Origin of the sequence: Rathayibacter rubneri, assembly GCF_023743255.1 — a bacterium.
Taxonomy (GTDB): domain Bacteria; phylum Actinomycetota; class Actinomycetes; order Actinomycetales; family Microbacteriaceae; genus Rathayibacter; species Rathayibacter rubneri.
Map to the genome: position 1 here is coordinate 12,915 of NZ_JAMRYM010000026.1, position 25,010 is coordinate 37,924.

Consider the following 25,010-nt stretch of genomic DNA (forward strand, 5'->3'; position numbering starts at 1 on the left):
GTCAGGCCCTCACGATCCAGGTGTCCTTCGCGCCGCCGCCGCGGGACGAGTTGACGATCATGCTGCCCTCGGCCGCGACGCGGGTCAGGGCCAGGTCCGCGAGACGGACGTCGGCGGCTCCGGTGCCCGTGACGAAGACGAACGCGCGGAGGTCGACGTGGCGGGGCTGCAGCTCGGTGCCCGAGAAGGACGGCAGCGACGAGAGCCGCACGACCTCCTGCGCGACCCATCCCCGGGGATCCGCGGCGATCGCCGCTCGGCGCTCCGCGACGCGGGCAGCGGGAGCGGAGGGGCCGATCATCACTCCGCGACCGCCGTAGCCGTCGACCGGCTTGGTGACCAGCTCACCGACGCGCTCGAGGACGATGCGGCGCTCGGCCTCGTCCTCGGGCCGGTAGGTCGGGACAGACTCGAGCAGGGGGCGCTCGTCGAGGTAGTAGCCGATGAGCTCGGGGACCGCGCAGTACAGCGCCTTGTCGTCGGCGATGCCGTTGCCGGGCGCGTTCGCCAGGAACACCCCTCCCTCGGCCGCCACGTCGACGATCTCGCGGCCGAGCGGCCGACCGCCCAGGGCGAGGTCGGCGAGCTCGTCGTCCAGGCGCAGGTACAGCACGTCGACCTGCGTGCCGGAGGCGACGACGCGGCCGTCCACCACGTCCAGGTCGCCGAGCTCCAGCAGGAGCATGCCGGCGCCCTCGGCGAGACGGCGGTGCTCGAACCAGGCCGAGCTCCCGGGTCCGCTCGAGAGCAGCGCGAGGACGCTCTCGCGGCCGTCGGCGCGCCGGGATCCGGCAGCGAGGGTGCGGCGCAGGTCGCCGAGGGCTCCGGCCGGATCGACGAGCCCGGCGGGGCGGGGCAGATCGGGCAGGACGTCGTCGAGCAGGGAGCGGATGCCCATCGCGTACGCCAGCCCGCTGGGGTTGCGGAGGTTGTCCTCCAGCACCCGCCAGCCGCCGAACTCGTTCCGGACCAGATCGAAGCCCATGACCGGTCCGCGCACCGCTCCGCGCGGCAGCCGGGCGGCCTCCTCGCGGAAGCCCGCGGTGCCGGCGGGTCGGCGGACGACTCCGTCGCGGACGGCGCGGCCCTCGCCGTAGACGTCCTGCAGGAAGCACTCGAGGGCGCGGGCGCGCTGCTCCAGGCCGGCGGCGAGCTCGCTCCACTCGTGCGCCTGCAGCACGCGCGGGACGAGATCGACGGGGAAGGGACGGTCCTCCTCGCCGAGCCGGAAGGTGATGCCCGCCTCGAGCACGCGCTGATCGCGGGCCTCGTGCAGCTGGGCGAGCCGCTCGGTCCCGAGATCGCGGAAATGCTCGAGGATCGGCTGGTACGCGGTGCGCGGACGCCCGCCGGTCGCCACGGCCTCGTCGCCCGCGCGGACGCGGTAGGTGCGCAGGCTCGGCGCGGGGAGGGTGGGACCGCTGGAGGGCCCGTGGGTCTCGGCCACGACGGAGTCGACGACCGACTCGAGCGTGCCGTGCTCGGCGAAGACCGCGCGCTGGCGGTCGGCCGAGTTGCCGCGGGCGATCAGCGCCTCGGCGAGCGCGCGCACCTGCTCGAGGTCGCCGAGCTCGTCGAGCGCCGGCTGGAGGCGCGCGATCAGGCTGCGCAGCGCCTCCGCGGCGGGAACGGGCCGCGGGTGCTCGGTGTGGTCCAGGAGCTGGCCGGCGAGCCCTCCCCGCGCGGCCTGCCAGGTCGCCGCGCGCTGGATCGGCGGAGGGGTCGAGCGGAACGGCCGGCCCGCCTCGATGTCGAGCTCGGCCGAGCGGACGAGTCCGCGGAACAGACCCGCGATCAGGACCGCGTCGTCGACGAGCGGCATGGCGTCGCAGACGCGCAGCTCGAGCGTCGGAGCATGGGAGGAGGGCCGCACGTCGAAGTAGGCCATCTTCGAGTCGGCGATCACGCCGGTCGCGATCAGGTCGTCGAGGAGGCGGTCGTACTCGGCGGCGGAGGCGAGCGGGCCGGTCGCCCCCGCGCTCGGCCAGCGCTGCCAGATGATCGTGCGGATGCTGGCGTAGCCGGTGTCCTGGCCGTTCCAGTACGGACTGCTCGCGCTCGCCGACAGCAGCACGGGGAGGTCGCGGCCGATCCGCTGCGCGATCTGCACCGCGAGCTCGCGGTCCGAGACCCCGACGTGGATCTGCGTGCCGCAGATCAGCTGCTCGTCCACGAGCATCCGGTACTGCTCCTGCATGCGGCCGTAGCGGCCGGTGCTCGTGAGCTCGAAGTCCGTGTGCTCGGATCGGGGTGCCGTTCCGACGGCGGCGATGCCGATGCCGTCGGGGGCGGCGGCGTCGATGACGGCCCTGCGGAGGGAGAGGAGCTGCTCGCGCAGTCCGTCGAGCGAGTCGACGACCGGCGTGTTCGTCTCGACCGTGGTCCGCTGCAGCTCCGCCGAGAAGTTGTCCTTCGGCAGGCGCGCCAGCACCTGGGGTGCGTGCGCGGAGAGCTGCTTCGTCTCGAGGTCGATCAGGTGGAGCTCTTCCTCCGCGCCGAGTGTGAGTTCTGCGCGCATGCGCCCACCGTACGGCGCTCATGTTTCGAGCAGCTACGGGTTGCCGCCGAGGTGCCGGAGGTGCGGGGCGTCAGACGGCGGTCGGCAGGCCGAGCCCCTCGACGACCTCGGCGCCGGTCAGTCGCTCGAGCGCGGAGCCCGGGAGGAGGATCTTGGAGCGGCGCACCCCACTGCCGATCACGACGAGCGGGCGCAGGAGCACGCGCGAGTCGACGAGCCCCCGCCACTCGGCGTGGAGGCCGACGGGGGTGATCCCGCCGTACTCCATCCCCGACTCCTCGACGGCGCGGTCCATCGGCAGGAACGAGGCCTTGCGGACGTCGAGGAGGCGCCGCACGGCTCCGTTGACGTCCACCCGCGAGTCGGCGAGCACGACGCAGGCGGCGATCCGCTCCTGCCCGGCCCGGGACCCGGCGACCAGGACGCAGTTGGCGAGATCGGCGTCGTCGAGGCCGTAGTGCGCCTTCGTCGCCGCGGTGTCCGAGAGCGCCGGGTCGATCCCGACGACTCCGAGATCGGCGAGCACGCCGTCGCGCCGCGCGGCGTCGAGGACGCCTGCGGGGAGCAGCTCGGGGTGCTCGGAGGCGGGGACGGGCACGAGCGAGCCGAGAGCGGCGGTCATGGGGACTCCTCGGTGAGAGAACGGGTCCACCCATGGTGTCACCCGAGCACCGCGCCGCCGCGGTCGGAGTGCACGACGGGTCCGGCGGCGGCGCGACCTCAGGAGTCGAAGCCGAGGCCGAGCGCGTCGAGCGAGCGCAGGAGCACGTTGCGGCGCCCGCCGTCGTGGTCGGCGCGGTCGAGCGACCAGCGGGTCGCCTGGATGCCCACCGTGGCGAAGGGCTCGGGCGGGAAGGGCAGCGGCCTCGAGCGCACCATCTCGAGCTCGGTCCGCTCGGTCGGCCGCCCCGCCAGGAGGTCCAGCAGCACGTCCGCCGCGAAGGCCGTCGTGCCGACTCCGAGCCCGGTGTAGCCCGCCGCGTAGGCGACCCGGCCGCCCAGTGCCGTGCCGTAGAACGCCGCGAACCGCGTGCTGGTGTCGATGACCCCGCCCCAGCGGTGGCTGAAGCGGACGCCCGCGAGCTGCGGGAACGTCGTGAGGAAGTGAGAGGCGAGGGCGCGGTAGGTCTCGGGGCGGTCCTCGTAGCGCGAGCGGATGCGTCCGCCCGGGTGGTACACCGCGTCGTAGCCGCCCCAGAGGATCCGGTCGTCGGCGGTGCGGCGGTAGTAGTGGAACTGGTTGGCCACATCGCTGACTCCCTCGCGCCCCCGCCAGCCGATCGCGTCGAGCTGCCGGGCGTCGAGCGGCTCCGTCATCAGGACGTGGTCGTAGACGGGCACCGTCATCAGGCGCGTGCGCGCGAGGAGGGAGGGGAAGGCGCTCGTGCCGAGGATCGCGCGGGCCGCGTCGACGGATCCCTCCGCGGTGCGCACCCGCACGCCCGCCGGGGTCCGCTCGAGGCCCAGAACCCGGCTGCCCTCGTGGATCTCGACGCCGAGCTCCTCGGCCACGCGGGCCAGCTCGCGCACGAGCTTCCCGGGGTGCACGAGCGCGCACTGCTCGGCGGGCACCACCAGTCCCGCGAGGTAGCTGGGCGAGTCGACGAGGGAGCGGATGCCGGCGGCGTCGAGGAAGCGCGCACCCGCGACCCCGTCGGCCTCCGCCAACCCGGCGACCTGGTACTCCTCGGTCGCCACCGAGAGCGAGCCGGTGCGCTCGAAGTCGCAGTCCATGCCGTGGGTCTCGATCGCCTCCTGCATCCCGTCGAGGTTCTCGACGCCCAGACGCTCGAGCTGGTCGGCCTCCCGGGGCCAGCGCGCCAGGCCGTTCTCGCGTCCGTGGGTGAGGCTCGACTCGACGAAACCGCCGTTGCGACCGGACGCGGCCCAGCCGATCGAACGGGCCTCGAGCAGGACGACCCGGCGGTCGGGCTCGCGCTCCTTCGCCCGCAGTGCGCTCCAGAGGCCGGTGTAGCCCCCGCCGACGATCACGAGGTCGGCACGGCTCGCGCCGGTCAGCCGCGGAGGGGGCGCCGGGGCGACCTCGAGCCAGAAGACGCCGTGGCGGGAGCCGGAGAGGGAGGAGTCGATCGCGGAGGAGGAGGGGGCGTCGCGTTCGAAAACAGTCGTCGATCGGGGCATGATGCACCCATTCAGTCAGTGATCATCAGGTTCTGCAACCGGATCCGTCGAATCGCCGCATCGCGGCGGCACCCTCGGCTCCCTCCCTGCCCCGCCCGCGCGCCCCGCCGTACACTGCGAGGGAACGGGGAGGGGTCATGCGAGGACGCCGGAGGAACGAGCGGAGTCTCGGCTCGTCCGCGACGGCTCCGGCCGTCGGCGCCGCTCCCGATCGCTCCGACGCCGACGACGTCACCCCCGGCCTGCGCATCGCCGCCGCCTGGTCGTGGCGGGTGCTCGCGGTCGCCGCGGTCCTCTGGCTCGTCGTGAAGCTGGTCTCCCTCGTCCCGGTCGTCGTCGTGCCGGTGCTCGTCGCGCTGCTCCTGACCGCCCTGCTGACTCCGCTGCGCGACCGGCTCGAGAGCCTGCGCCTGCCGCGCGGGCTCGCCGTGCTCGTCTCGATCCTCACGCTGCTGCTGGCGCTCGCCGGCCTGATCGCCCTCGTCGTCGTGCAGGCCCGCGCCGGCTTCGGCGGCATCGGGCAGCGCACCCTCGACGCGGTGGACGACGTCGAGGAGTGGGTGCGGGAGCTCGGATTCACGCAGGTGCAGCTGAGCGACTGGGCGCAGAGCGCGATCACCTGGGCCGACGCGCAGGCCGCGACCCTCGCCTCCGGAGCCCTCGCCGTCGGCTCGCAGGTCGCCGAGGTCTTCGCCGGCACTCTGCTCACCCTCTTCTCGCTGATCTTCCTGCTGCTGGACGGGCGGCGGATCTGGTCGTGGGCCCTGCGCCTGCTGCCGCTCCCGGCCCGGGCGCCGCTGCTCACGGGCGCCGCGGCCGGCTTCGAGGCGCTCACCCAGTTCGTGCGGGCGCAGCTCGGCGTCGCCGCGATCAACGCGACCGGCATCGGCATCGGAGCGCTCGCCCTGCAGCTCCCCCTCGTCGTGCCGATCATGGTGACGGTGTTCCTGGGCTCGTTCGTGCCGTTCCTCGGCGCGATCGTGACCGGAGCGCTCGCGGCGCTGGTCGCGCTGCTCTTCATCGGGCCGGTGGCGGCGCTGGTCATGATCGGCGTGGTGATCGTGGTGCACCTGCTCGAGGGGCACGTGCTGCAGCCGCTGATCCTCGGCTCGGCGGTGAAGGTGCATCCGCTCGCCGTCGTGCTCGGTGTGGCCACCGGACTCGAGGTGGCGGGGCTGGCCGGCGCGCTCTTCGCGGTGCCGGTGATCGCGACGGTCAACTCCGGTGTCACGGCGATGCGGGACCGATCGGCCGCCCTGCACGACCGGGCCGCCGCGTGAGCGCGCACCCCCTCGATCCGGCCGAGGTGCCCGGATCGGCGGTGCTGCCCGCGCTCGCCTGCCCGGTGTGCGGGGCGGGACTCGCCCCCGACGCGCTGCCCCGGCCCTCGCTCCTGCGCTGCGCGGACGGGCACAGCGCGGACATCGCCCGGCAGGGCTACGTCTCGCTCCTGCGCGGGAGGCACGCGACGTCCGGCGACACCGCCGCGATGGTGCAGGCGCGGGAGGAGCTGCTCGGCTCCGGGCACTACCGCAGGATCCAGGACGCGGTCGCGGCCGCGGTGCCGGGCGGTGCGCGACTCGTCGTCGACCTCGGCTGCGGGACGGGCGCGTACCTCGCCGCGGTCCTCGACGCGCATCCGGACGCGAGCGGACTCGGACTCGACCTCTCGGCGCCGGCCGCCCGCCGCGCCGCTCGGGCGCACCCCCGCGCCGCGATCGCGACCGCGGACCTCTGGCAGCCCCTCCCCCTGGCCGACGGCTGCGCCGACGCGCTGCTCACCGTCTTCGCCCCGCGCAACGCCCCCGAGATGCTCCGCGTGCTGCGGCCGGGAGGGACGGCCGTCGTCGTCACCCCGCGCGAGCGGCACCTGCACGAGATCCGCCCGGTCTTCGGGATGCTCGGGATCGACGCGGGCAAGGCCGAGCGGCTCGACGAGCAGCTCGCCGGGTTCTCGCTCGCCGAGCGCCGCGAGCTCGACTACGAGGTGTCGATGTCGCCGGCCGAGCTGCGCGCCGAGGTGCTGATGGGCCCGAGCGCCCACCACGTGGACGCGGCGGTGCTCGACGCGGCACTGGCCGGGCGCGACGGTCCCACGGTGGTGACCGTCGCGGTCACGGTGTCGGTGTTCCTCCGGGCGTGACGCTCAGGCGCCGGTACGACTCGCGCAGGCGCTCAGTACGACTCGCGCAGGCGCTCCTGGTCGACGACGGCCGCGCGGTCCGAGAGCCGGCGGAGTCCGGCGAGCGGCTGCGCCATGCGGTGGTTGGTGCGCAGGACCGGCTCGACGCGGTCGAGGAACGCCCAGTAGCCGGCCGTCACGGGGCACGCGTTCTCGCCGAGCCGCACCTTCGGGTCGAACCGGCAGCCGCCGCAGTAGTCCGACATGCGGTTGATGTAGGCGCCGCCCGAGGCGTAGGGCTTCGTGGCCACCACGCCGCCGTCGGCGTGCTGGGACATGCCGATGACGTTCGCCGGCATCACCCACTCCGTGCCGTCGACGAAGACGTCGACGAACCAGTCGTTCAGCTCCGCCGGATCCCAGCCGCGCTGGAGGCCCCAGTTGCCGAGCACCATCAGGCGCTGGATGTGGTGCGCCCAGCCGTGACGACGAACGTCGTCCAGCGTCTCGTGCAGGCAGTTGGCCTCGATGCCCGACGGGTCGAGCTCGAGCAGCGCGGCGGGCAGCGGGGCGGAGGCGCCGAGGGCCCTGCTGCGCGTGCGGTACTCCGGGCCCAGGTGCCAGTAGAGGTGCCAGACGTAGTCGCGCCAGCCCATGATCTGCCGGACGAAGCCCTCGACGCCCGCGAGCGGTGCACCTCCGGCGGCGTGCTCGGCGACGACGGCGTCGATCACCTCGCGGGGGTCCAGGAGGCCCAGGTTCATCGGGGCGCTCAGCAGCGAGTGCGCCATCGTCCAGTCGCCCGAGAGCATGGCGTCCTCGTAGGGGCCGAAGTCCTGCAGGCGCGAGGACGCGAAATCGGCGAGCGCCTCCTGCGCCTCGGCGGGAGTCGCGGCGAAGCGCCGAGGACCGTCCTCGCCGACGAGGTGCACGGCTCCCTCGTGCTCCCACCGCGCGAGATCCGCGCGGACCTCCTCGTCGATGTCGTCCTCCACCGGCCACCACGGATCCGGCAGCCCGAGCCTCGCCGCGCCCTTCGGCGGCGGCTGTCGGTTGTCGTGGTCGTAGTTCCAGCGTCCGCCCTCGGGCTGGTCGCCGCGCATCAGCACGCCGGTGCGCTCGCGGCTCCACCGGTAGAAGTCCTCGAGCAGGAGCCGCGAGCCGGCCCGCGCGAGCGCCCACTCGCGGAAGTCCTCCTCCTCGGTCACGAAGCCGCGGCTGGGGAGCACGCTCATGCCCAGTCGCCGGGCCAGTCGGCGGCCGCCGCGGGTGGGCGGATCGATCACCTCGAGGTCGTCGCGGCCCTCGAGCGCCTCGGCGAACGTCTCGGCGCGCACGTACTCGACGCGGTCGCCGAGCTCGCGGGCGCGGTGCCGCAGCGCCGAGAGCCACAGCTGCGCCTTCGCGCGGTGCATCGGCCGACGCCCGAACGCCGACCGCGCCTCCACGAGCAGCATCGGGCCGCCGTCGTCGAACAGCGGGCCGAGCTGGCCGATGACGCTCCAGCGGGTGCGGGTGGGGATGCTCATGCCCGTCACGCTAGGCGCGCGATCCGGGGGCGGCTAGGAGTTGCGCCGGGCGGCGGAGTCGTCGTGCGGTCGGCGCGCACCGGCACGGATGTGCAGGCGCAACGCCTTGCACCGCGCGGCGGGATGGAGTTCCCTCGACTCGAGGCGGCCGACCGGTGCGCCTCGGACGCGACGAAGCGAGGAACCGCCATGGCACACGACGACGAGACCCCCGGTACCGCCACCGAGGCGCGACGGGGCCGCCACGCGGCCGAGACCGCGAACACGACCGAGACCCCCGACGGCGAGTACACCTCGACCGACGGCGTCTCGCACACCGCCACCGACGACCGGGGCAGCTACGTGGACACCTCGGTGCACGAGGAGACGTCGACCGAGGAGGGCAGCTACGTCGACACCGACACGGCGGGACCCGACTCCGACGCCGAGGGCGAGTACACCGACCGCGACGAGTGAGCGCGCGACGGCCGGGAGTCACTCCCCGGCCGCGCGGGCCCGCCCGGCGATCCGGAGTCGGATCAGCCGGTACGCCGCTCCGACCGCGAAGACGGCCGCGCCGGCGAGGATCGACGGCAGCGGCAGGGTCGCGACGAGCAGGACGCAGCCGAGCGCCCCTCCGATCGCGACGATGCGGGGGTAGAGGCGGGCGTCGCGCTCCTGCGTGAGCGCCGCGACGTTGGCGACCAGGTAGTAGAGCAGCACGCCGAACGACGAGAAGCCGATCGCCGACCGCAGATCGGCGACCGAGACGAGCAGGATCACCACGGCGCCGAGCACGATCTCGGCCCGGCGGGGCACCTGCCGCACCGGATCCACGTGCGCGAGCATCCGGGGCAGGTCGCCCTCGCGCGCCATGGCCAGGCTCGTGCGGCCGATGCCGGCGATCAGGGCGAGCAGGGCCCCGAGCGACGCGGCGGCGGCGCCGATCCGGACGACCGGTCCGGTCCACGGCCAGACCGCCGCGGCCTCGGCGAGGGGCTCGGTCGAGCTCGCGAGGCGCTCGGGCCCGAGCGCGAGCAGCAGCGCGGCCCCGACGACGGCGTAGACCACGACGGCGAGTGCGAGGGCCCCGAGGATCGCGCGCGGGATCGTCCGCGCGGGGTCGCGCACCTCCTCGCCCATCGTGGCGATACGGGCGTAGCCGGCGAAGGCGAAGAAGAGCAGGCCCGCCGACTGCAGCACTCCGAGCGGGCCGATCGTGCCGACTCCGCCGGTCGCCGGTGCCGTCGAGGGCGGGGAGGCGAGGGCGGCGACGACCACGAGCGCCAGCACGGCCAGGACGATCGCGACGATGATCCGGGTGGCGAGCGCGGTGCGGGTCACGCCGAGCGCGTTGACACCGACGAGAGCGGCGACGGCCAGCACCGCGACCGGCCGCTCCCAGCCGGTCGGCGCCGCGTAGGCCGCGAAGGTCAGGGCCATCGCCGCGCAGCTGGCTGTCTTGCCGATGACGAACCCCCAGCCGGCGAGGAAGCCGGGCCACTCGCCCAGGCGCTCCCGGCCGTAGACGTAGGTGCCGCCCGAGCGCGGGTACTGCGCTGCGAGCTGCGCCGACGAGGACGCGTTCGCGAAGGCCACGAGCGCCGCGAGGGCGAGACCCGCCAGCAGCCACGGGCCGGCGGCCGCGGCCGCCGGGGCGAAGGCGGCGAAGACGCCCGCTCCGATCATGGAGCCGAGTCCGATGACGACGGCGTCGCCGGTTCCGAGGCGGCGGGCGAGGGAGGCGGGCGGAGTCACCGGACACTTCTACCGCACCGAGGGGGACGGGAGGTGGACCGGTCGTCGCGGACTCCAGGATCGCGCTTCAGCCGGGCTTCAGCGCGGCGGTCGTAGCCTGGCCCGAGCCGCGCTGCGTCGCGGGACGTGCTCGGAGGACGCCATCCGCATCCTGGTCGTCGACGACGAGATCAACCTGCTGCGCGCGCTCGAGACGGGGCTCGAGGCCGAGGGCTTCGCGGTCGACACGGCCACCACCGGCACGGACGCCCTCTGGCTCGCGCAGGAGGCGGAGTACGCGGCGATCGTGCTCGACCTGATGCTCCCCGATGTCAGCGGGTTCCGGGTCTGCGAGCGCCTGCGCGCCGCCGAGGACTGGACGCCCGTCCTGATGCTGACCGCCAAGGACGGCGACCTGGACCAGGTGGAGGCGCTGGACACCGGCGCCGACGACTACCTCACCAAGCCCTTCTCGTTCCCCGTGCTCGTCGCCCGGCTGCGGGCGCTCATCCGCCGGGGCGCGGCCGAGCGGCCCGTCGTCCGGGTGGTGGGCGATCTGATGCTCGATCCGGCCTCGCGGCGCGTGGAGCGGGGCGGCGTGCCGATCCCGCTGACCGCGCGGGAGTTCAGCGTGCTCGAGTACCTCGTCTCGCGCGCCGGCGACGTGGTCTCCAAGCGCGACGTCCTCGGCGCCGTGTGGGACTTCGACTTCGACGGCGACCCCAACATCGTCGAGGTCTACGTCCGCACGCTCCGCAACAAGATCGACCGGCCGTTCGGAGTCGAGACCATCCGGACGCAGCGCGGCGCCGGCTACTCGCTGGTCGCCCCGTGAGGCGCGTGCGCACCCGGATCACGCTCGCCGCCGCCGCCGTGGTCGCGCTCGCGGGCGTGCTGGGCGGCGTCGTGTTCACCCTGGTGCTCTCCTGGGTCCTCGCGGCGAGCGCCTCGACGGCGGCCGAGACGGAGGCCGAACGCGTGGTCTCCCTGGTCGGGAGCGGCGGAGCGGAGGCGGTCCGCGCGTCGGAGGGAGTGGTGCAGCTCGTCGTCGACGGCCGGGTGGTCGCGGCGGGCGAGGACGCGGAGGACCTGCCGGCGCTGGCGACCGAGGAGGGCGAGGACCCCGTCACCGTGGCCGTCGACGACGAGGATCCGCTGGTCGTCGCCGCGCAGGAGCTCGACGACGGGTCGCTGGTGGTGGTCGGCGTGCCGGACGAGGGCCGGGCCGAGGCGGTCGCGACCACGATCGCGCTGCTCGCCGTGGCGGTCCCGCTGCTCGTCGCCTTCGTCGCGGCCCTCTGCTGGGTGGTCGTCGGGCGGGCGCTGCGCCCCGTCGACCGGATGCGCGCCGAGGCCGAGGCGGTCACCGCCGCAGAGCTCGACCGCCGGGTCGCGGAGCCCGGCTCGGGCGACGAGATCGATCGGCTCGCGCGCACCCTCAACCGCATGCTCGAGCGTCTCGAGAGCGCGCAGGAGCGGCAGCGCCGCTTCGTCTCGGACGCCTCGCACGAGTTGCGCTCCCCCGTCGCGGCACTGCGGCAGACCGCGGAGGTGGCGCTCGCGCATCCCGACCGCCTCGACTCCGCCCGGCTCGCCACGACCGTCGCCGAGGAGTCGGTGCGGATGGGCGGGCTGATCGAGGGACTGCTGCTGCTCGCCCGCGCCGACGAGGCGCGGCTCGCGATCGCCGGGGCGCCGGTGGACCTCGACGACCTGGCGCTGCGCGAGGTGCGGCGGCTGCGCGACTCGGGCGTCGAGGTGGACGCGAGCGGCGTCTCGCCCGTGCAGGCCGTCGCCGACGAGGTCCTGCTCTCGCGGGCGCTGCGGAACCTGGTCGACAACGCGGTGCGGCACCGCTCGGCGCGGATCGCTCTCGCGACGCGGGCCGACGGCGACGGGGCCCTGATCGTGGTGGACGACGACGGCCCGGGGATCCCCGTGGCCGAGCGCTCGCGGGTGCTCGGCCGGTTCGTGCGGCTCGACGAGGGGCGCGCGCGGGACGCCGGAGGATCGGGGCTGGGGCTCGCGATCGTGGCTGAGATCGCGGGGGCGCACGGCGGGACCGTGACCATCGAGGACGCGCCGCTGGGCGGGGCGCGCGTGGCGATGCGGATACCCCGGGAGCGCTGAGCTCGGATCAGTCGCGGCTGCGCCGACCCGGGTGGCGGCGTCGGCCCGCGCGCGCACGGTCCCGCGCTTCAGGCTGGCTTCAGCGGTGGCTCGCGAGAGTGGTCACGGCGTCGAGGAACGGCGCCGGAGAAGGAGCCGATCATCATGCAGAAGAAGACGACGATCATCGCCGGAGCGGCCGGAGTCCTCGTGCTCCTCGGAGTCGGCACCGGGATCGCCTACGCCGCGACCGACGGCTTCGAGGGGTCCGACCGGCTGACCGGAGCGGATCTGGACCGGGCCAGCGAGGCCGCGCTCGCCGAGATCGGCGGCGGCACCGTGACGTCGGCCGAGCGCGACGACGACGGCGTGCCCGGCTACGAGCTGGAGCTGCGCGGCGACGACGGGCTCGAGTACGACGTGCGGCTCGACGAGTCCTTCGAGGTGCTGTCCGCGGACGCGGACGACGACGACCGCGCCGTCGCGGGCGGCTCCGCGGGCACCGCCTCGGACGCCTCCGAGGCCCCCGCCGCTCCCGCAGGGGCCGTCGACCCCGACGACCTCACCGGCGACGAGCTGGCCCGCGCCTCCGAGGCCGCGCTGGCGGCCGTCGGCACGGGCACCGTGACCGAGGCCGAGCGGAGCGACGACGCCGACCACGCCTACGACGTCGAGGTCACGCGCGAGGACGGCACCGACGTGGACGTCGACCTCGACGCCGGCTTCGCGGTGGTCGCGACGAACGACTGACGTCGGAGTGGGCGGGGGCGATCAGCCCCCGCCGTTCCCGTTCCCGTTGCCGTTGCCGTTCCCGTTGTTGCCGGAGTCGCCGGAGCTGCCGGAGTTGCCACTGTTGCCGCCGTTGCCGCCGTTGCCGTTTCCGCCGGTGCCGTTGCCCGGCGACTCCCCGGCGGGCGGCTCCTCGGCCGGCGGCTCCTCGGCGGGCTCCGACACCGCGGGGTCCGGAGCCTCCTCCTCGGGCGACTCCTCCTCGACGGGAGCGGTCTCCTCCGGCACCGGAGAGGGAGCATCCTCGGTCTCGACCGGAGCGGGCTCCTCCTCGGCGGGGGCCTCCTCGAGGGGAGCCTCCTCGGCGGGCTCCTCCTCCTGGGTCTCCTCGGGAGAGGGGGCGGGAGTCGGGACCGCGGCGATCGCGGCCGCGAGGTCGCTCCGCACCGCCTCGATCTCGGCCTGGACGGCCGAGGCGCGCTCGGCGGTCACGCTGCCGGCCTCGAGAGCGGCGTTCAGAGCGGCCTGCAGGGCCTCGAGCTCGCTCAGGGCGCCGGCGAAGTCGTCGACGGAGGCCCGCTCCGCGACGGCGACGACCGCGTCGTCGAGCGTCTGCGCGGTGGCGTCGTCGATCGAGGAGTCGGACGCGGAGCAGCCCGAGAGGACGAGGACCGCGGCCAGGACGGCGGCGGGCCAGGAGCGGCGCGCGATCACGAGCGGATGCTCTCGCGCAGGCGCTGCAGGTGCTCGCCGAGCTCGCCGTCGACGGCGGGGAGCGGCGTCTGCTGGTCGCCGCCGAGCAGCACGACGGCGAGCCCCACGGCGATCGCCACCAGAGCCAGCACCAGCACCAGCAGCCACGGATTGGGTCCGCCCCGGCGCTGCGGAGCGCGGCGGAGCGGGACGGCGGCGGTCGCCGGAGCACCGGCGACGGGTGCGGGGGTCGTCCCCGTGCCGGAGGGCAGCACGGACGTGGCTCCGGTCGCGCGCTCGTGCACCGGGTACACCGCGGTGGCGTCGGCGGTCGTGCCGATCAGCTCGGTGGTGCCGATGAGCTCGGTCGCGCCGATGACCTCGGTGGTGCCGACCGGCTCGGTGCGCACCGCGGTCGGCGGGACATCGGGCAGGACGATCGCCGTCGGCGGCCCGTCGCGGCGGGGGTCGATGAGCTTGCGCGCCGACTCGGCCACCTCGAGCGCGGTCGGGCGCTCCTCCGGCTCGCGACGGGTCATCGCGCCCAGGAGCCCGGACCAGCCGCTGCCCAGCGACGCCGACACCTCGGGGTCGCGCAGCAGGCGCGCGAGCGTGACCTCGATCGCGGTGCCCGTGAAGGGGCGCTTGCCGGTGAGCGACTCGAGCAGCACCAGTCCGAGGGAGTAGATGTCGCTCGCCGCGGTGAGCGGCTGCCCGTGGGCCTGCTCCGGGCTGAGGTAGGCGGCGGTGCCGATGAGGGTGCCCGGCGAGGTGATGCGGGTCGCGTCGATCAGGTAGGCGATGCCGAAGTCGGCGAGCTTGGGCCGGAACTCGCGGCTCGTGAGCGGGCTCGGCACGAGCAGGACGTTCGACGGCTTCACGTCGCGGTGGACCACTCCGGCGGCGTGCACCGTGTGCAGCGCCTCACCGAGATCGGCGGCCATCGCGGCGACGTCGTTGGGAGCGACCGGGCCGGTGGCGAGCCGCTCGGACAGGCTCGGACCCTCGGCGAGCTCCATGACCATGTAGGCCTGCCCCCCCCGTGTCGTCGCCGCCGTCGTGCGCGTCGTACAGGGTGACCAGCGCTGGGTGGTTGAGAGCAGCGAGCAGACGGATCTCGGACGACTTGCGCTGCAGGTCCTGCGCGTCGTCGATGCCGGCCGCGAACATCTTCAGGGCCACCGAGCGGCCGAGGATCTCGTCGCGCGCGCGGTAGACGGTCGCCATGCCACCGCGGCCGATCAGCTCCTCGATCGTGTACCGGTCGCCGACCGTCGTTCCGACGACACGGGTCTCGCCCGTTCGGTGCGATGCCACGGGGTTCCTCCTCGCGCGGTGGGTGCTGCGGCTTCTGCCGCGCCCCCCGGTGCGACCGTCGCTCCAGGGTAGTACGTCGCGCCTGCGGGCCGTAGGGGCCACGGGACGCTGTCAAGCGGGTGCCCCGCCTGCGGGGGCGGACGTAGCGTCGAGACCATCCAACGGAGGGAACAGCATGACGCACCACGACGGCCAGGGATCGACGCACGACGACGACCACGGATCGACCCTCGAGGACCAGGGGTCGACCATCGGGAAGCCCGAGGGAGCAGCGGCGCCGACGTCGAGCGAGAGCGAGACCATCGAGAAGGACATGACGGAGTCGCCCGGCAGCGAGCGCGAGACCGCGGCGAAGCAGGACAGCGCTCCGGACGAGAGCGCGACCGAGGTCTCGGGCGAGGCCGAGGTCAAGGCCGTGCCCGGCACGGGCGGACCGGACGACGTCGGAGACGTCGAAGTGCCCCCGGGCGAGGTGCACCTGAACGGCAAGCCGTTTCCGGGTCATGCCGGAACGGCATGATCCGACACGACCCGGAAATCCTCTTTCAGCGGCTGCGCCGCGGGGTCATGCCGGAACGGCATGATCCGACACGACCCGGACATCCTCTTTCAGCGGCTGCGCCGCGGGGTCATGCCGGAACGGCATGACGCCTGAGGCTCGAGAACTGTTGCCTGAGGCCCCGACCCGCTAGAGCTCGATCGGCTCCAGCACCGACGGGTCGTGCCGGTCGACCGTGCGGGAGTTGTTGACCCGCCGGTCGACCGGGTACGCCGTGATCGTCGAGGCCATCGCGACCGAGGCGCGATCGAGGGTCGCGAGCATCTCCTCCGCGGAGTCGAGCGGCTCGGGGCGCAGCCACTGGTCCCGGACGTCGGGGGTGAGGAAGACCGGCATCCGGTCGTGCACCTCGCCCGAGGCGTCGCGCGCCTCTCGGGTGATGATCGTGAACGAGACCCGCCACTCCTCGCCCTCCTTGCGCGCCGTGTAGAGGCCGGCCGCCGCCAGGATCGGCTCCTCCCCGTGCAGGAACCAGGGCTGCTTGCCGTCGGCGCGCGCCTCCCACTCGTAGTAGCCGCGCATCGGCACGATCGCGCGCTGCTTGGCGAAGGCGCTGCGGAAGAGCCCGTTCGACGCGACCGACTCGAGCCGGGCGTTGATGGGCGACGGACCCTTCCCCTTCGCCCACGAGGGCGTGAAGCCCCAGGTCGCGAGCTCGACCTCGCGCTGCACGTCGTCGTCGTGCCGGCGCTCGCGCACGATCGGCGCGGAGTCGGTCGGGGCCACGCTGAGATCGGGCGCCCAGTCGGCGGCCCTCCCGCCGGCCGCGACGAACTCCCGGATCAGCTCGTCGGTCGTGGAGTCCATCGCGAATCGTCCGCACATGATGCGAACGCTACGCCGCAGGACCGACGGCGGCCAGGAGCGGGTCGCGGCGGGTCCGGCGGATCGTGGCGACGGCGAGCCCCGCGACCATGACCGCGCCTCCGATCAGCTCGCCGATCGACGGCGCCTCGCCGAGGAGCGCCCAGGCCGAGAGCACGCCGATCACCGGCACCAGGAGGGTGAACGGCACGACCGACGCCGCCGGGTAGCGGGCGAGGAGCGAGTTCCAGATGCCGTAGCCGACGAGCGAGGCGAACACCGCGGTGTAGAGCGTGCTGAGGATCGCGGCGACCGAGAGGCTCGACAGCGCGCTCGCCACCGTCTGCGGGCCGTCGACCAGCAGGGAGAGCAGCAGGGCGGGAACGGGCACCACCAGCGCCGACCACACGACGAGCGAGAGGCCGGAGGCGCCCTTCGCGCGGCGGGTCAGCACGTTGCCGATGGCCCACGACAGCGCGGCGGCGAGGGTCACGACGAACGGCAGCCACGGGGCGCTCGCCCCGTGCGAGACCGCCACGACCACGAGTCCGGCGACGCCGACCAGCAGCCCGGCGACCTGGCGGGGAGTGGGCCGCTCGCGAAGGGCGACCGACGCGATCACCACGGTCAGCACGATCTGCGCCTGGAGGACGAGCGAGGCGAGCCCGGCGGGCATGCCGAGGGCGAGGGCGAGGTAGAGCAGCGCGAACTGGCCCAGGCTCATGAAGAGGCCGATCACGGCGATGCTGCGGAACGGCGCGCTCGGCCGGGGCACGAGGAACACGGCCGGCACGGCGACCACGACGAAGCGCAGGGCGAGGAACAGCAGCGGCGGCACGTCGACCAGACCCACGTCGATGACGACGAAGTTCAGCCCCCAGAGCAGCACGACGAGGAGGGCGAGGAGGGTGTGCCGGCGGGTCATGGCTCCAGACAAGCGCACCCGATTCGACAGCACCAGCGCAGGTCGCTACCGCCGACCCGGTAGCGTGCGTTCATGATCGAGCCCTCGGCCCTCCGCGCCCTGATCGCCGTGCGCGACTGCGGCACCGTCGCCGCGGCGGCAGAGGCGCTCGGATTCACTCCGTCCGCCGTGTCGCAGCAGCTCAAGCGGCTCGAACGGCAGTCGGGCGGCGCGGTCGCCCAGCGCGCGGGGCGCTCGGTGCTCCTCACCGAGCACGGGCGCTCGCTGGCCGACCGCGGAGAGCGCCTCCTGGCCGAGCTCGAGGCGCTCGAGCACCTGGGAGCGACACCCGCCGAGGAGGTGACCGGCACGCTGCGCATCGCCGCGTTCTCGACCGCGATGCGCGGGCTGCTCGTGCCGGCGCTGGCCGTGATCCGCGAGCGCGCCCCGGGACTCCGGATCACGCTCGACGAGCTCGACCCGTGGGAGGCGGCGCAGCGGCTCGAGCGCGGCGCCGCCGATCTCGCGGTGCTGCACGACTGGCCGGGGCTCTCGCTCGAGCTCCCCTCGTCGATCGAGACCGAGACGCTGCTGGAGGATCGGGCCGACGTCCTGATCCACCGGGGGCACCCGCTGGCCTCGAGCCCGGCGCTCGCTCCGAGCCGTCTCGCGGACGAGACGTGGGTGAGCATCCCGGCGGGGGCCATCTGCCACGCCTGGCTGCTGCGCACCTTCGCCGGCACCGGACGCCTGCCCGACATCGCCTACTACGACGAGGACTTCAGCACCCACATCGCGCTCGTCGAGGCGGGGGCCGCCGTGGCGCTCGTGCCGCGCCTCGGCCGCGAGCCGCTGCCGGAGGCGGTGGTCGCCGTCCCCGCCGTGGACCCGGTCTCGACGCGGGTCGTCTCGGCGGCCTGGCGCCGCTCGAGCCGGGGCAGCCCGGCGCGGACCCTGGTGCTCGAGGCGCTGAGGACCGTGGCGCCCTGAGCAGCACGGGCCCTCGAGCGCCGTGGTTCAGAGGGCGGCGGCGTGCTCCCGCGCCGGCACCCGGCTCTTCGCCGACCAGTACCGCATGAGCGCTCCGGCGAGGATCGAGCCGAGCGCCCCCGCGGCCAGATCGGCGAGCGTGTCCTCGTAGGCCACGAAGATCGACTCGTCGACGAAGCGGTGGCCCGCCCACTCGCCCCACTCCCACAGCACTCCCGCCGTCGTGCCGAAGCACGCGCAGAGCACGATCGCCGGAGCGAGCGGCCCGCGCTCCCCCGCCACGGTCGGGACCACTCCGGCCCGCGCCGCGACGATGTACGCGACCGCGGCCGCCAGCCCGTTCAGGGTGAAGTGCACCACCAGGTCCCACGCCGCCCACGCCCGGTACAGCTCGAGCACGCTGCTCCAGGAGGCGACGAGGAGCGAGACGCCGAACGCCGCGTCGAGCGCCGGCCGGATGCCGAGGAAGCGCGTGAGCACGAGCCCGATCGACGACAGCGCGAACACGGCGACGTCGACGACGCCCCAGCCGACGGCCGCCGCGACGATGCTCGCCGCTCCCAGCATCCGGACGGCGTCCGCGAACCACTCGCCGCGGGTGCGCGGCGGCTGGAGGAACGTGTCGACGAGGACGGCGGCGCTCACGGTGCCGTGAACCGCAGCACGGCCTGGACCGGCTCGTGGTCGGAGGCGGCGGCCCCGTCGTAGCGGACCGCGTTGACGCCCGTCGAGACGACCTCGAAGGCGCCGGCGGTCACCGCCAGCCAGTCGATGCGCCGACCCGGGCGCGGAGCACGGTAGTTGGAGTAGGTGCCCCACCCGGGCGTCAGGTGCCGGCCCGCGACGACCCAGGAGTCGGCGAGCCGGCCGCCGTCGAGCAATGCGCGGTAAGGGGCGGAGCCGGCGTCGGTGTTCGCGTCGCCCATGACGATCGCCGGACGGTCGAGCGCGACGACCCGCTCGGCCAGCAGCCGGGCCGAGTGCAGCCGGGAGTTCCGCGAGAGGTGGTCGAAGTGGGTCGACACGACGGTCAGCTCGCGGTTCGTCGCGTGGTCGACGAGCTCGGCGATCACCGCCGTGCGCGGGATCCGGTTGCCCCAGCTGCGCGATCCGGCGGCGTCCGGGGTGTCGGACAGGGCGATCTGCGACCAGTGGCGCACGGCGAAGCGGCGTCGGTCGACGAAGAGCATCACGCGCTCCCCTCCGCGATCGGGATCGCGACCGAAGCCCATGCCCTCGAAGGAGGGGCCGAGCACGTCCTGCACGAAGGCCGCCTGATCGGGCAGCGCCTCCTGCACTCCGAGGATCGCCGGGCGCTCGGTCTCGAGCAGGCGCCGCACCAGCGGCTGCCGACGGTCCCAGAGGTCGATCGCCCGCGAGGTGAGGCGCGGCATGCGCCGACGGATGTTGTAGGTCATCACGTGCAGCTCGGGCGCCTCGGTCGGACCGATCAGGGGCGTCGGGTCGGTCATGCCTCCACACTACGTGCGCCGCCCGAGCCCGACCCGGAGGCTCGGCGAGGCGTGCGGAGTCGGCCGCGCGCGCCCCTACTGTTCGAGGATGACCCTCTCCCCCGCCCTGGCGGACCTGTCCAGCGCCTCCTTCGTCTCGCTCACGACCTTCCGGAAGACCGGCGTCGGGGTCTCGACCCCCGTGTGGATCGCGCGGGACGGCGACGACCTGATCGTCACCACTCCGCGCGCGAGCGGCAAGGTGAAGCGCCTGCGCAACGACCCGCGCGTGACGCTGGTTCCGTGCGACCGCCGCGGCCGCGTGAAGGAGGGGGCCGCCGTCGTCGAGGCGAGCGCCCGGATCGTCTCGGACGAGGACACCGTGGAACGGCTCGGGCGGGTGTTCCTGGGGAAGTACCGGCTCGAGTACCGCGTCTTCATGGTCATCGAGCGCCTCGTCAGCCGCGGTGACCGCACGAGGGTCATGCTGAGGATCTCCTGAGTCCTACACCCCCGCGCCCGTCACCGGAAGGGCCTCCGGTGGGCGACCGGCGCGCACTACCGTGGGGCGATCGCACGCCGGTGCCCTCGTGCGCCCCCGCGCCGACCGGCGGTCGTCAGAAGGAGCACGTATGAGCATCGGAGCAGGCATCTTCCTCCTCGTCGTCGGCGCGGTCCTGGCCTTCGCCGTGGACGTCCAGCTGGCCGGCGTCGACCTGACGCTGATCGGCTACATCCTCATGGCCGCCGGACTGGTGGGCCTGATCCTGGGCCTGGTCCTGATGACGCGCCGCCGCCAGGCCGTCGCCACCACCCGCTCGGCCGTCGACCCGGCCAGCGGCGAGCAGGTCACGCGTCGCACGAGCGAGACGGACGGCCCGCTGATCTGATCGGCGGACGCCGGTCCCGCCGGGACCGCGAGAAGGGGCGAGCCGGATGCCGGCTCGCCCCTTCTTCGTCGTCGCTCGAGGACTACTCGTCGTCGGCGTCGCCGCCCGAGACGGTGTCGGTGTCGCCGCCACCCTCGGACGTGTCGGTCCCCGTGCCGTCGGGGAGCTCCTCGGTCTTCTCGACGTCCTCGTCGGTGGTGCGGTCGCTGCTCATGCTGCTCTCCCTTCGTCTCGGCGGGGCGCCGAGGCTCTCACTCTGCCCCCCGACCGCGTCGAGCGGCAGGGGGTAGCGGGCACCGGATCGACGTGTCAGGACGCCTCGACCGCGCCGAGGTTGCCGGCGATCGTGCGCAGCGTCGCGACGGTGACGGCGTACTCCTGGTCGCCCACCCCCGCGGTGGCGGCCGAGCGCTGCTCGGCGACCACCTCCTCGAGCCGCGCGGTCGCGACTCCGCCCCGCTCGGTGAGCGCGTAGAGCTCGGACTCGACGACGACCCAGCCGCTCTCGAGGAGCTCGGCGAGCTGCTCGGCCGCCGACTCCCCCGCCGGGTCCTCGGCGGTCGGCGCCCGGAGGAACGGGGCGAGGGCTCTGTCGAGCTCGGCGAGCGCCGACGGTCCGCGCTGCAGCTGTTGCAGGAGCTGCCACTGCCGGCGCGTGACGCCGTGCTCCTCGAGGGTGACGGCGAAGCGCTCGTCGACGAGGCGCTCCACCAGGGTCAGCCAGTATCCGATCGGTCGTTGATCAGCCATGGCGTCACGATACGCCGCAGCGGCACGGGAGGCACCTGCTCCGCGGTCAAGGGCCAGCGGGCGCCGGGCGTTCTCCGCTTGACTGGGCGGGTCGCCGATCGTCGGCGCGCCCGGGGGAGGTCACATGGCGAACCATCGATTCGAGCTGCGGTCGGGTCGCGGCATCGGAGTGTCGGCGGCGGGCGACCCGGTCGCCGATCGCCTGGTCGTGCTCTGCCACCCGACACCGGGGGCGGGCGGCTTCGACCCCGATCCCCTCGTCACGGGTCCCTGGGGCCTGCACCTGATGATCCTCGACCGCCCGGGCTACGGCGCCTCCGACCCCGTCGATCCGCGGCACGCCCGCGTGCAGGACCGGGCCGACGACCTCGCCGAGTACCTCCGCCGCTCCGAGCGGACCGCGCGGATCATCGACGGGGCCGAGTTCGGCAGCGTGGGCGTGGTGGGCTGGGGCTCCGGGGGCGCGTTCGCCCTCTCGCTCGCGGCCCGGCACCCCGATCTCGTCGACCGCCTCGCGATCGTCGGCACCCCAGCGCCGCCCCAGGCCGGGGTGCTCGTGCAGCCGACCACGGCCTGGGAGCGCCGCGACGTGCTGCCCGGCGAGGGGGCCGTGACCCTGGCGGGGACCCTGCCGGAGGGCACGCCCGATCTGACCGCGCTCGGCGTGGATCCCGACGATCCGGTGCTGGCCGGCACTCTCGGTCTGCGCAACCGGCTCGAGCGGATGCTCGGCGAGGGCTGGCGCCAGGGCCCGCTGGGAGCCGCGACCGATCTCGCCGCGCTCCGCGACGGGAGCTGGGCCGACGAGCTCGACGCGGTCACCGCGTCGGTGCTGATCGTGAACGGCGAGCACGACCCGGTCGCGGGGACCGAGGACGGGCGCTGGTTCCGCGGGCGCCTCGCCGACGCGCGCACCGCGAGCGTGGCCGGAACGGGCCGTCTCGCCCTGGTGCGCGAGTGGCGGCGGATCCTCGACCACGTCGCTCCGCTCGAGCGCGGGGCGCAGGGCCGGTGAGGTCGCGCGCCGCACGACTCGGCGCCGGGCCGCGGGTTCTCGCGTCGGCCATGGCGGTGTCCGGAGTCGCGCACCTCGCGCATCCGCGCACCTTCGACGCCGTCGTGCCACGGGGGATGCCGGGGTCGGCCCGCGCCTGGGTGCTCGTCTCGGGCGTCGCCGAGCTCGCGTGCGCCGCGGCGATGCTGCGGCCGTCCACGCGGAGGATCGGCGGCCTCGCCTCGGCCGCGCTGATGGCGGCCGTGTTCCCCGGCAACGTGCAGATGGCGCGCGACGCGCGACGTCCGCGGACCCGGGCGATCACCCTCCTGCGCCTGCCGCTGCAGGTCCCGCTGGTGCTCTGGGGCCTCGAGGCCGCGCGCTCGCGACGGTGAGGAGGGCGCGGCGCAAGCCCGCGCGCGTTCAGCACCCGCCCTGCTAGCTTCCGGGGATGAGCGACCAGACGGCGGACGATCGCCGAGACCAGCTGACCAGCGCCCCGCAGGCGACCGAGGCGGATGCCGCACCGCGCATCGACGTCTCGACGACCGAGGCGGGCGACACCCGCATCGACATCCGCGAGGACGCCGCCGTGCGCCCGGGGCGCGTCGAGGACGGCGAGGACGGCTCCGATGACTGAGCAGCGACGCGCCGCCCTGATCTACAACCCCGTCAAGGTCGATCTGGAGCCGTTGAAGGCCGCGGTGACGCGCGCTGAGGAGGCCGCCGGCTGGGACGGGACCCTCTGGCTGGAGACCTCCGTGGAGGACCCGGGAGCCGGGCAGACGCGCGAGGCGCTCGACGCCGGGGTCGACATGGTGATCGCGGCGGGCGGCGACGGCACGGTCCGCGTCGTCGCCGAGGCGCTGCACGGCTCGGGGATCCCGCTGGGCCTGCTGCCCTCGGGCACCGGCAACCTGCTCGCCCGGAACCTGAACCTCACCCTCGACGACATCGACAACGCGCTGACCGTGGCCTTCTCGGGCACGGACCGCGCGATCGACATCGGCATGATCGACATCGAGACCGGCGAGGGCCGCGACAGGCGCGCCTACGTCGTCATGGCCGGTCTCGGGCTCGACGCGAAGATGCTCGCCAACACCGACGACGACCTCAAGAAGCGCGCCGGCTGGCTCGCCTACGTGGACGCGCTGCGCAAGTCCCTGCTGGACAAGAACCAGCTCGAGTTCCGCTACCGGCTCGACGGCCAGAAGGCCCGCAAGGTGCGCGCGCACACGATCATCGTGGGCAACTGCGGCGCCCTGCCCGCGAACATCCTCCTGCTGCCGGACGCGGCCGTGGACGACGGCGAGTTCGACATCGTGCTGCTGCGCCCCGAGGGGTTCTTCGGCTGGGTGCAGATCATCTTCAAGGTGGTCTGGGAGAACGGTGTGCTGCGCCGCAGCGGCGTCGTCGGGCAGAAGCTCATGGGCCTCACCAAGGAGGTCGCCGCCCTGCGCTACGTGAAGGGCAAGGAGCTGATCGTGCGTCTCGAGCGCGCCCAGGAGATCGAGCTCGACGGCGACCCCTTCGGCTCGACCTCGGCGTTCCGCACGTGGATCGAGCCCGGCGGTCTCACCGTCCGGGTGCCCGCCTAGGCGGCAACGTGCCCTCGCAGGCCGTCCACCCCTCCGGGTGGGCGGCCTGCGTCGTCAGCGGGCGGTGCGCCGTCAGCCGAGTGAGCCGTCGCCCGTCCTGATGACCGTGTCGGCGTTCGGCGCCGAGGCCGTTCCGGTCAGGACCGTCGGCGCCGAGAAGTGCGCGGTGACGGAGTAGCGGAGCTGCGCGGTGGAGTGGCCGGGCTCCAGAGCGGAGTCCCCCGCCCAGCGGAAGACCAGGTCCACGGCCCCGGTCGCGTCGGCGGCGCGGGCGACGAAGGCCCAGCCCGCTCCGGAGACGGCGAGGGGCGCCGACTCGAGCGTCGTTGTGGAGGGATAGCGCACGACGACGCTCAGCTCGTGGACCGGCGCTCCGACTCCGGCGCCGTGCGCCCAGCAGTTCTGGATCTGGACGATCGTCTCGGCGCCCGTGACGCCCGTGGCGCCCCACGTCCCCCAGCTCGAGAGGGTGTCGAACGAGAGGGTGGAGTCGGAGGTGGGCGGGGCGGGCGCGGGCTCCGACGCCGCCGCCGCCGGCGCTGCGAGGGCGATCGCGACGACCGGAGCGCTCCAGGCGGCGGCGGTCACGAGCGAGCGGCGATCGAGGGGCGGGGCGCTCGCGAGCGCGCGGAAGTGCTCCGGAGCGTGCGAGGACGCTCCGGAGTCACCCCCGAGAGGGGTGCGGGACATGCGGGTACTCCAGGGAGGGGGTGTTCCGGGGGACGGGTGGTGCGCCTGAGAGCGATCGGGAGCTTCGGGTTCCCGGCCGCGGGCCGCGAGAGGTTCGGGTTCTCGCGGCGAGGCGCTGCGCCTCCGTCGCGGGCGGGGATTCGGGTTCCCGCCCGCGGGAGGCCGTTCAGCGGACGCGGTTGCAGCGCGGCTTCGGGTGCCGCACCCCATGCGCCTGCATGGACGTGCCGACCCTAGTGCGCGATCCGTCGCGTTGGCAATGGAATGCCGCCGAAGACGGCCGCAATCGCTCGGAAACTGGTAATTTTCCCGCGCTTCCCGCTCCGGGAGCGACGGAATCCGAAGACCGGGGCGGCGTGCCGCAGCCGGTCCGGTCGGCGTCCGGCGCCGGGGGCGGCCGGATCACCGCCTCCCGAGCCCGGCCGCGAGGTCGTCGCCCCCGGCGTCAAGCCACCGCGGGGCGGACGCCGCGTCCCGTACCTTTCCCCCATGGGCTTCTTCGATC

At 74.3% G+C, this 25,010-nt stretch carries 29 protein-coding genes; 14 read left to right on the forward strand and 15 right to left on the reverse strand.

Annotated elements, in window-relative coordinates:
* Nucleotide 1 precedes the first annotated feature (1 nt).
* The 3 genes from NB037_RS08185 to NB037_RS08195 form a co-directional block, all read right to left on the reverse strand.
* Entirely contained in the window at nucleotides 2–2,518 is a 2,517-nt protein-coding gene (locus NB037_RS08185) for a carboxylate--amine ligase/circularly permuted type 2 ATP-grasp protein (protein WP_251944973.1), read from the reverse strand.
* 70 nt (nucleotides 2,519–2,588) lie between these two features.
* The gene (locus NB037_RS08190) at nucleotides 2,589–3,140 is read right to left on the reverse strand and encodes a YbaK/EbsC family protein (RefSeq protein ID WP_251944975.1); all 552 of its coding nucleotides are present in this window, start codon (nucleotides 3,138–3,140) and stop codon (nucleotides 2,589–2,591) included.
* 98 nt (nucleotides 3,141–3,238) lie between these two features.
* A complete protein-coding gene (locus tag NB037_RS08195) occupies nucleotides 3,239–4,660 on the reverse strand; it encodes an NAD(P)/FAD-dependent oxidoreductase (RefSeq protein ID WP_251944977.1) in 1,422 nt (473 codons plus the stop codon).
* Between the two features lie 137 nt (nucleotides 4,661–4,797).
* On the opposite strand from NB037_RS08195, the gene NB037_RS08200 reads away from it, so the two are divergent.
* Together NB037_RS08200 and NB037_RS08205 are read left to right on the forward strand one after the other, a co-directional pair.
* The gene (locus NB037_RS08200) at nucleotides 4,798–5,940 is read left to right on the forward strand and encodes an AI-2E family transporter (protein ID WP_251944980.1); all 1,143 of its coding nucleotides are present in this window, start codon (nucleotides 4,798–4,800) and stop codon (nucleotides 5,938–5,940) included.
* Nucleotides 5,937–6,803 (forward strand): methyltransferase domain-containing protein, encoded by an 867-nt coding sequence (locus tag NB037_RS08205; RefSeq protein ID WP_251944982.1) that lies wholly within the window; start codon nucleotides 5,937–5,939, stop codon nucleotides 6,801–6,803. The genes NB037_RS08200 and NB037_RS08205 overlap by 4 nt, the downstream gene beginning before the upstream one ends.
* 32 nt (nucleotides 6,804–6,835) lie before the next feature.
* On the opposite strand, the gene NB037_RS08210 is transcribed toward NB037_RS08205, so the two are convergent.
* Nucleotides 6,836–8,311 (reverse strand): cryptochrome/photolyase family protein, encoded by a 1,476-nt coding sequence (locus NB037_RS08210; RefSeq protein WP_251944984.1) that lies wholly within the window; start codon nucleotides 8,309–8,311, stop codon nucleotides 6,836–6,838.
* 189 nt (nucleotides 8,312–8,500) lie between these two features.
* On the opposite strand from NB037_RS08210, the gene NB037_RS08215 reads away from it, so the two are divergent.
* A complete protein-coding gene (locus tag NB037_RS08215; RefSeq protein WP_251944986.1) occupies nucleotides 8,501–8,767 on the forward strand; it encodes a hypothetical protein in 267 nt (88 codons plus the stop codon).
* A gap of 18 nt (nucleotides 8,768–8,785) precedes the next feature.
* Here NB037_RS08215 and NB037_RS08220 read toward each other — a convergent pair whose 3' ends face one another.
* Nucleotides 8,786–10,048, reverse strand: coding sequence for an APC family permease (locus NB037_RS08220; RefSeq protein WP_251944988.1), 1,263 nt, complete (start codon nucleotides 10,046–10,048; stop codon nucleotides 8,786–8,788).
* Nucleotides 10,049–10,190: 142 nt separating this feature from the next.
* Between NB037_RS08220 and NB037_RS08225 the strand changes: the two genes are divergently transcribed.
* From NB037_RS08225 to NB037_RS08235, 3 genes are all read left to right on the forward strand, one after another.
* Nucleotides 10,191–10,862 (forward strand): response regulator transcription factor, encoded by a 672-nt coding sequence (locus NB037_RS08225; RefSeq protein WP_251945040.1) that lies wholly within the window; start codon nucleotides 10,191–10,193, stop codon nucleotides 10,860–10,862.
* A 5-nt stretch (nucleotides 10,863–10,867) separates the two neighbouring features.
* Nucleotides 10,868–12,157, forward strand: coding sequence for a HAMP domain-containing sensor histidine kinase (locus NB037_RS08230; protein WP_251944990.1), 1,290 nt, complete (start codon nucleotides 10,868–10,870; stop codon nucleotides 12,155–12,157).
* 144 nt (nucleotides 12,158–12,301) lie between these two features.
* Nucleotides 12,302–12,886, forward strand: coding sequence for a PepSY domain-containing protein (locus tag NB037_RS08235; RefSeq protein ID WP_251944993.1), 585 nt, complete (start codon nucleotides 12,302–12,304; stop codon nucleotides 12,884–12,886).
* A gap of 21 nt (nucleotides 12,887–12,907) precedes the next feature.
* Here the strand turns inward: NB037_RS08235 and NB037_RS08240 are convergent, their stop codons facing one another.
* From NB037_RS08240 to NB037_RS08250, 3 genes are read right to left on the reverse strand one after another with little or no spacing between them, the layout of a single operon-like run.
* Entirely contained in the window at nucleotides 12,908–13,579 is a 672-nt protein-coding gene (locus NB037_RS08240) for a hypothetical protein (RefSeq protein WP_251944996.1), read from the reverse strand.
* Entirely contained in the window at nucleotides 13,576–14,583 is a 1,008-nt protein-coding gene (locus NB037_RS08245) for a serine/threonine-protein kinase (protein ID WP_251944999.1), read from the reverse strand. Before NB037_RS08245 ends, NB037_RS08240 begins: the two co-directional genes overlap by 4 nt.
* Nucleotides 14,483–14,875, reverse strand: coding sequence for a protein kinase domain-containing protein (locus tag NB037_RS08250; RefSeq protein ID WP_251945002.1), 393 nt, complete (start codon nucleotides 14,873–14,875; stop codon nucleotides 14,483–14,485). Before NB037_RS08250 ends, NB037_RS08245 begins: the two co-directional genes overlap by 101 nt.
* Before the next feature lie 175 nt (nucleotides 14,876–15,050).
* On the opposite strand from NB037_RS08250, the gene NB037_RS08255 reads away from it, so the two are divergent.
* Nucleotides 15,051–15,395 (forward strand): hypothetical protein, encoded by a 345-nt coding sequence (locus NB037_RS08255; RefSeq protein ID WP_251945005.1) that lies wholly within the window; start codon nucleotides 15,051–15,053, stop codon nucleotides 15,393–15,395.
* 168 nt (nucleotides 15,396–15,563) lie between these two features.
* Here NB037_RS08255 and NB037_RS08260 read toward each other — a convergent pair whose 3' ends face one another.
* Together NB037_RS08260 and NB037_RS08265 are read right to left on the reverse strand one after the other, a co-directional pair.
* The gene (locus NB037_RS08260; protein ID WP_251945008.1) at nucleotides 15,564–16,241 is read right to left on the reverse strand and encodes an SOS response-associated peptidase; all 678 of its coding nucleotides are present in this window, start codon (nucleotides 16,239–16,241) and stop codon (nucleotides 15,564–15,566) included.
* Between the two features lie 28 nt (nucleotides 16,242–16,269).
* A complete protein-coding gene (locus NB037_RS08265) occupies nucleotides 16,270–17,163 on the reverse strand; it encodes an EamA family transporter (RefSeq protein WP_251945012.1) in 894 nt (297 codons plus the stop codon).
* 72 nt (nucleotides 17,164–17,235) lie between these two features.
* Here NB037_RS08265 and NB037_RS08270 point away from each other — a divergent pair, with 72 nt between their 5' ends.
* Nucleotides 17,236–18,132, forward strand: a complete 897-nt coding sequence (locus NB037_RS08270) for a LysR family transcriptional regulator (protein ID WP_251945015.1) — start codon at nucleotides 17,236–17,238, stop codon at nucleotides 18,130–18,132.
* 27 nt (nucleotides 18,133–18,159) lie between these two features.
* Here the strand turns inward: NB037_RS08270 and NB037_RS08275 are convergent, their stop codons facing one another.
* Together NB037_RS08275 and NB037_RS08280 are read right to left on the reverse strand one after the other, a co-directional pair.
* Complete coding sequence (locus tag NB037_RS08275) at nucleotides 18,160–18,777, reverse strand: DUF2238 domain-containing protein (RefSeq protein ID WP_251945018.1); 618 nt, start codon at nucleotides 18,775–18,777, stop codon at nucleotides 18,160–18,162.
* The gene (locus NB037_RS08280) at nucleotides 18,774–19,604 is read right to left on the reverse strand and encodes an endonuclease/exonuclease/phosphatase family protein (RefSeq protein WP_251945020.1); all 831 of its coding nucleotides are present in this window, start codon (nucleotides 19,602–19,604) and stop codon (nucleotides 18,774–18,776) included. The genes NB037_RS08275 and NB037_RS08280 overlap by 4 nt, the downstream gene beginning before the upstream one ends.
* Before the next feature lie 88 nt (nucleotides 19,605–19,692).
* On the opposite strand from NB037_RS08280, the gene NB037_RS08285 reads away from it, so the two are divergent.
* Both NB037_RS08285 and NB037_RS08290 read left to right on the forward strand, forming a co-directional pair.
* Nucleotides 19,693–20,085, forward strand: a complete 393-nt coding sequence (locus tag NB037_RS08285; protein ID WP_251945023.1) for a PPOX class F420-dependent oxidoreductase — start codon at nucleotides 19,693–19,695, stop codon at nucleotides 20,083–20,085.
* Nucleotides 20,086–20,215: 130 nt separating this feature from the next.
* Entirely contained in the window at nucleotides 20,216–20,473 is a 258-nt protein-coding gene (locus NB037_RS08290) for a DUF6458 family protein (RefSeq protein ID WP_207403130.1), read from the forward strand.
* A gap of 82 nt (nucleotides 20,474–20,555) precedes the next feature.
* Here the strand turns inward: NB037_RS08290 and NB037_RS19520 are convergent, their stop codons facing one another.
* Both NB037_RS19520 and NB037_RS08295 read right to left on the reverse strand, forming a co-directional pair.
* Nucleotides 20,556–20,687, reverse strand: a complete 132-nt coding sequence (locus tag NB037_RS19520; protein ID WP_278250006.1) for a hypothetical protein — start codon at nucleotides 20,685–20,687, stop codon at nucleotides 20,556–20,558.
* A 95-nt stretch (nucleotides 20,688–20,782) separates the two neighbouring features.
* A complete protein-coding gene (locus NB037_RS08295) occupies nucleotides 20,783–21,223 on the reverse strand; it encodes a MarR family transcriptional regulator (protein ID WP_251945026.1) in 441 nt (146 codons plus the stop codon).
* A gap of 124 nt (nucleotides 21,224–21,347) precedes the next feature.
* On the opposite strand from NB037_RS08295, the gene NB037_RS08300 reads away from it, so the two are divergent.
* From NB037_RS08300 to NB037_RS08315, 4 genes are read left to right on the forward strand one after another with little or no spacing between them, the layout of a single operon-like run.
* Nucleotides 21,348–22,238 (forward strand): alpha/beta fold hydrolase, encoded by an 891-nt coding sequence (locus tag NB037_RS08300; protein WP_251945028.1) that lies wholly within the window; start codon nucleotides 21,348–21,350, stop codon nucleotides 22,236–22,238.
* 50 nt (nucleotides 22,239–22,288) lie between these two features.
* Nucleotides 22,289–22,612 (forward strand): DoxX family protein, encoded by a 324-nt coding sequence (locus NB037_RS08305; protein WP_251945031.1) that lies wholly within the window; start codon nucleotides 22,289–22,291, stop codon nucleotides 22,610–22,612.
* A gap of 56 nt (nucleotides 22,613–22,668) precedes the next feature.
* Nucleotides 22,669–22,857: a multidrug transporter gene (locus tag NB037_RS08310; RefSeq protein WP_251945034.1), complete on the forward strand. Its 189-nt coding sequence runs from the start codon at nucleotides 22,669–22,671 to the stop codon at nucleotides 22,855–22,857.
* Entirely contained in the window at nucleotides 22,850–23,815 is a 966-nt protein-coding gene (locus NB037_RS08315) for a diacylglycerol/lipid kinase family protein (protein ID WP_251945037.1), read from the forward strand. The genes NB037_RS08310 and NB037_RS08315 overlap by 8 nt, the downstream gene beginning before the upstream one ends.
* A 72-nt stretch (nucleotides 23,816–23,887) precedes the next feature.
* On the opposite strand, the gene NB037_RS08320 is transcribed toward NB037_RS08315, so the two are convergent.
* Nucleotides 23,888–24,505, reverse strand: coding sequence for a hypothetical protein (locus NB037_RS08320; RefSeq protein WP_251945039.1), 618 nt, complete (start codon nucleotides 24,503–24,505; stop codon nucleotides 23,888–23,890).
* Nucleotides 24,506–25,010: the final 505 nt, after the last annotated feature.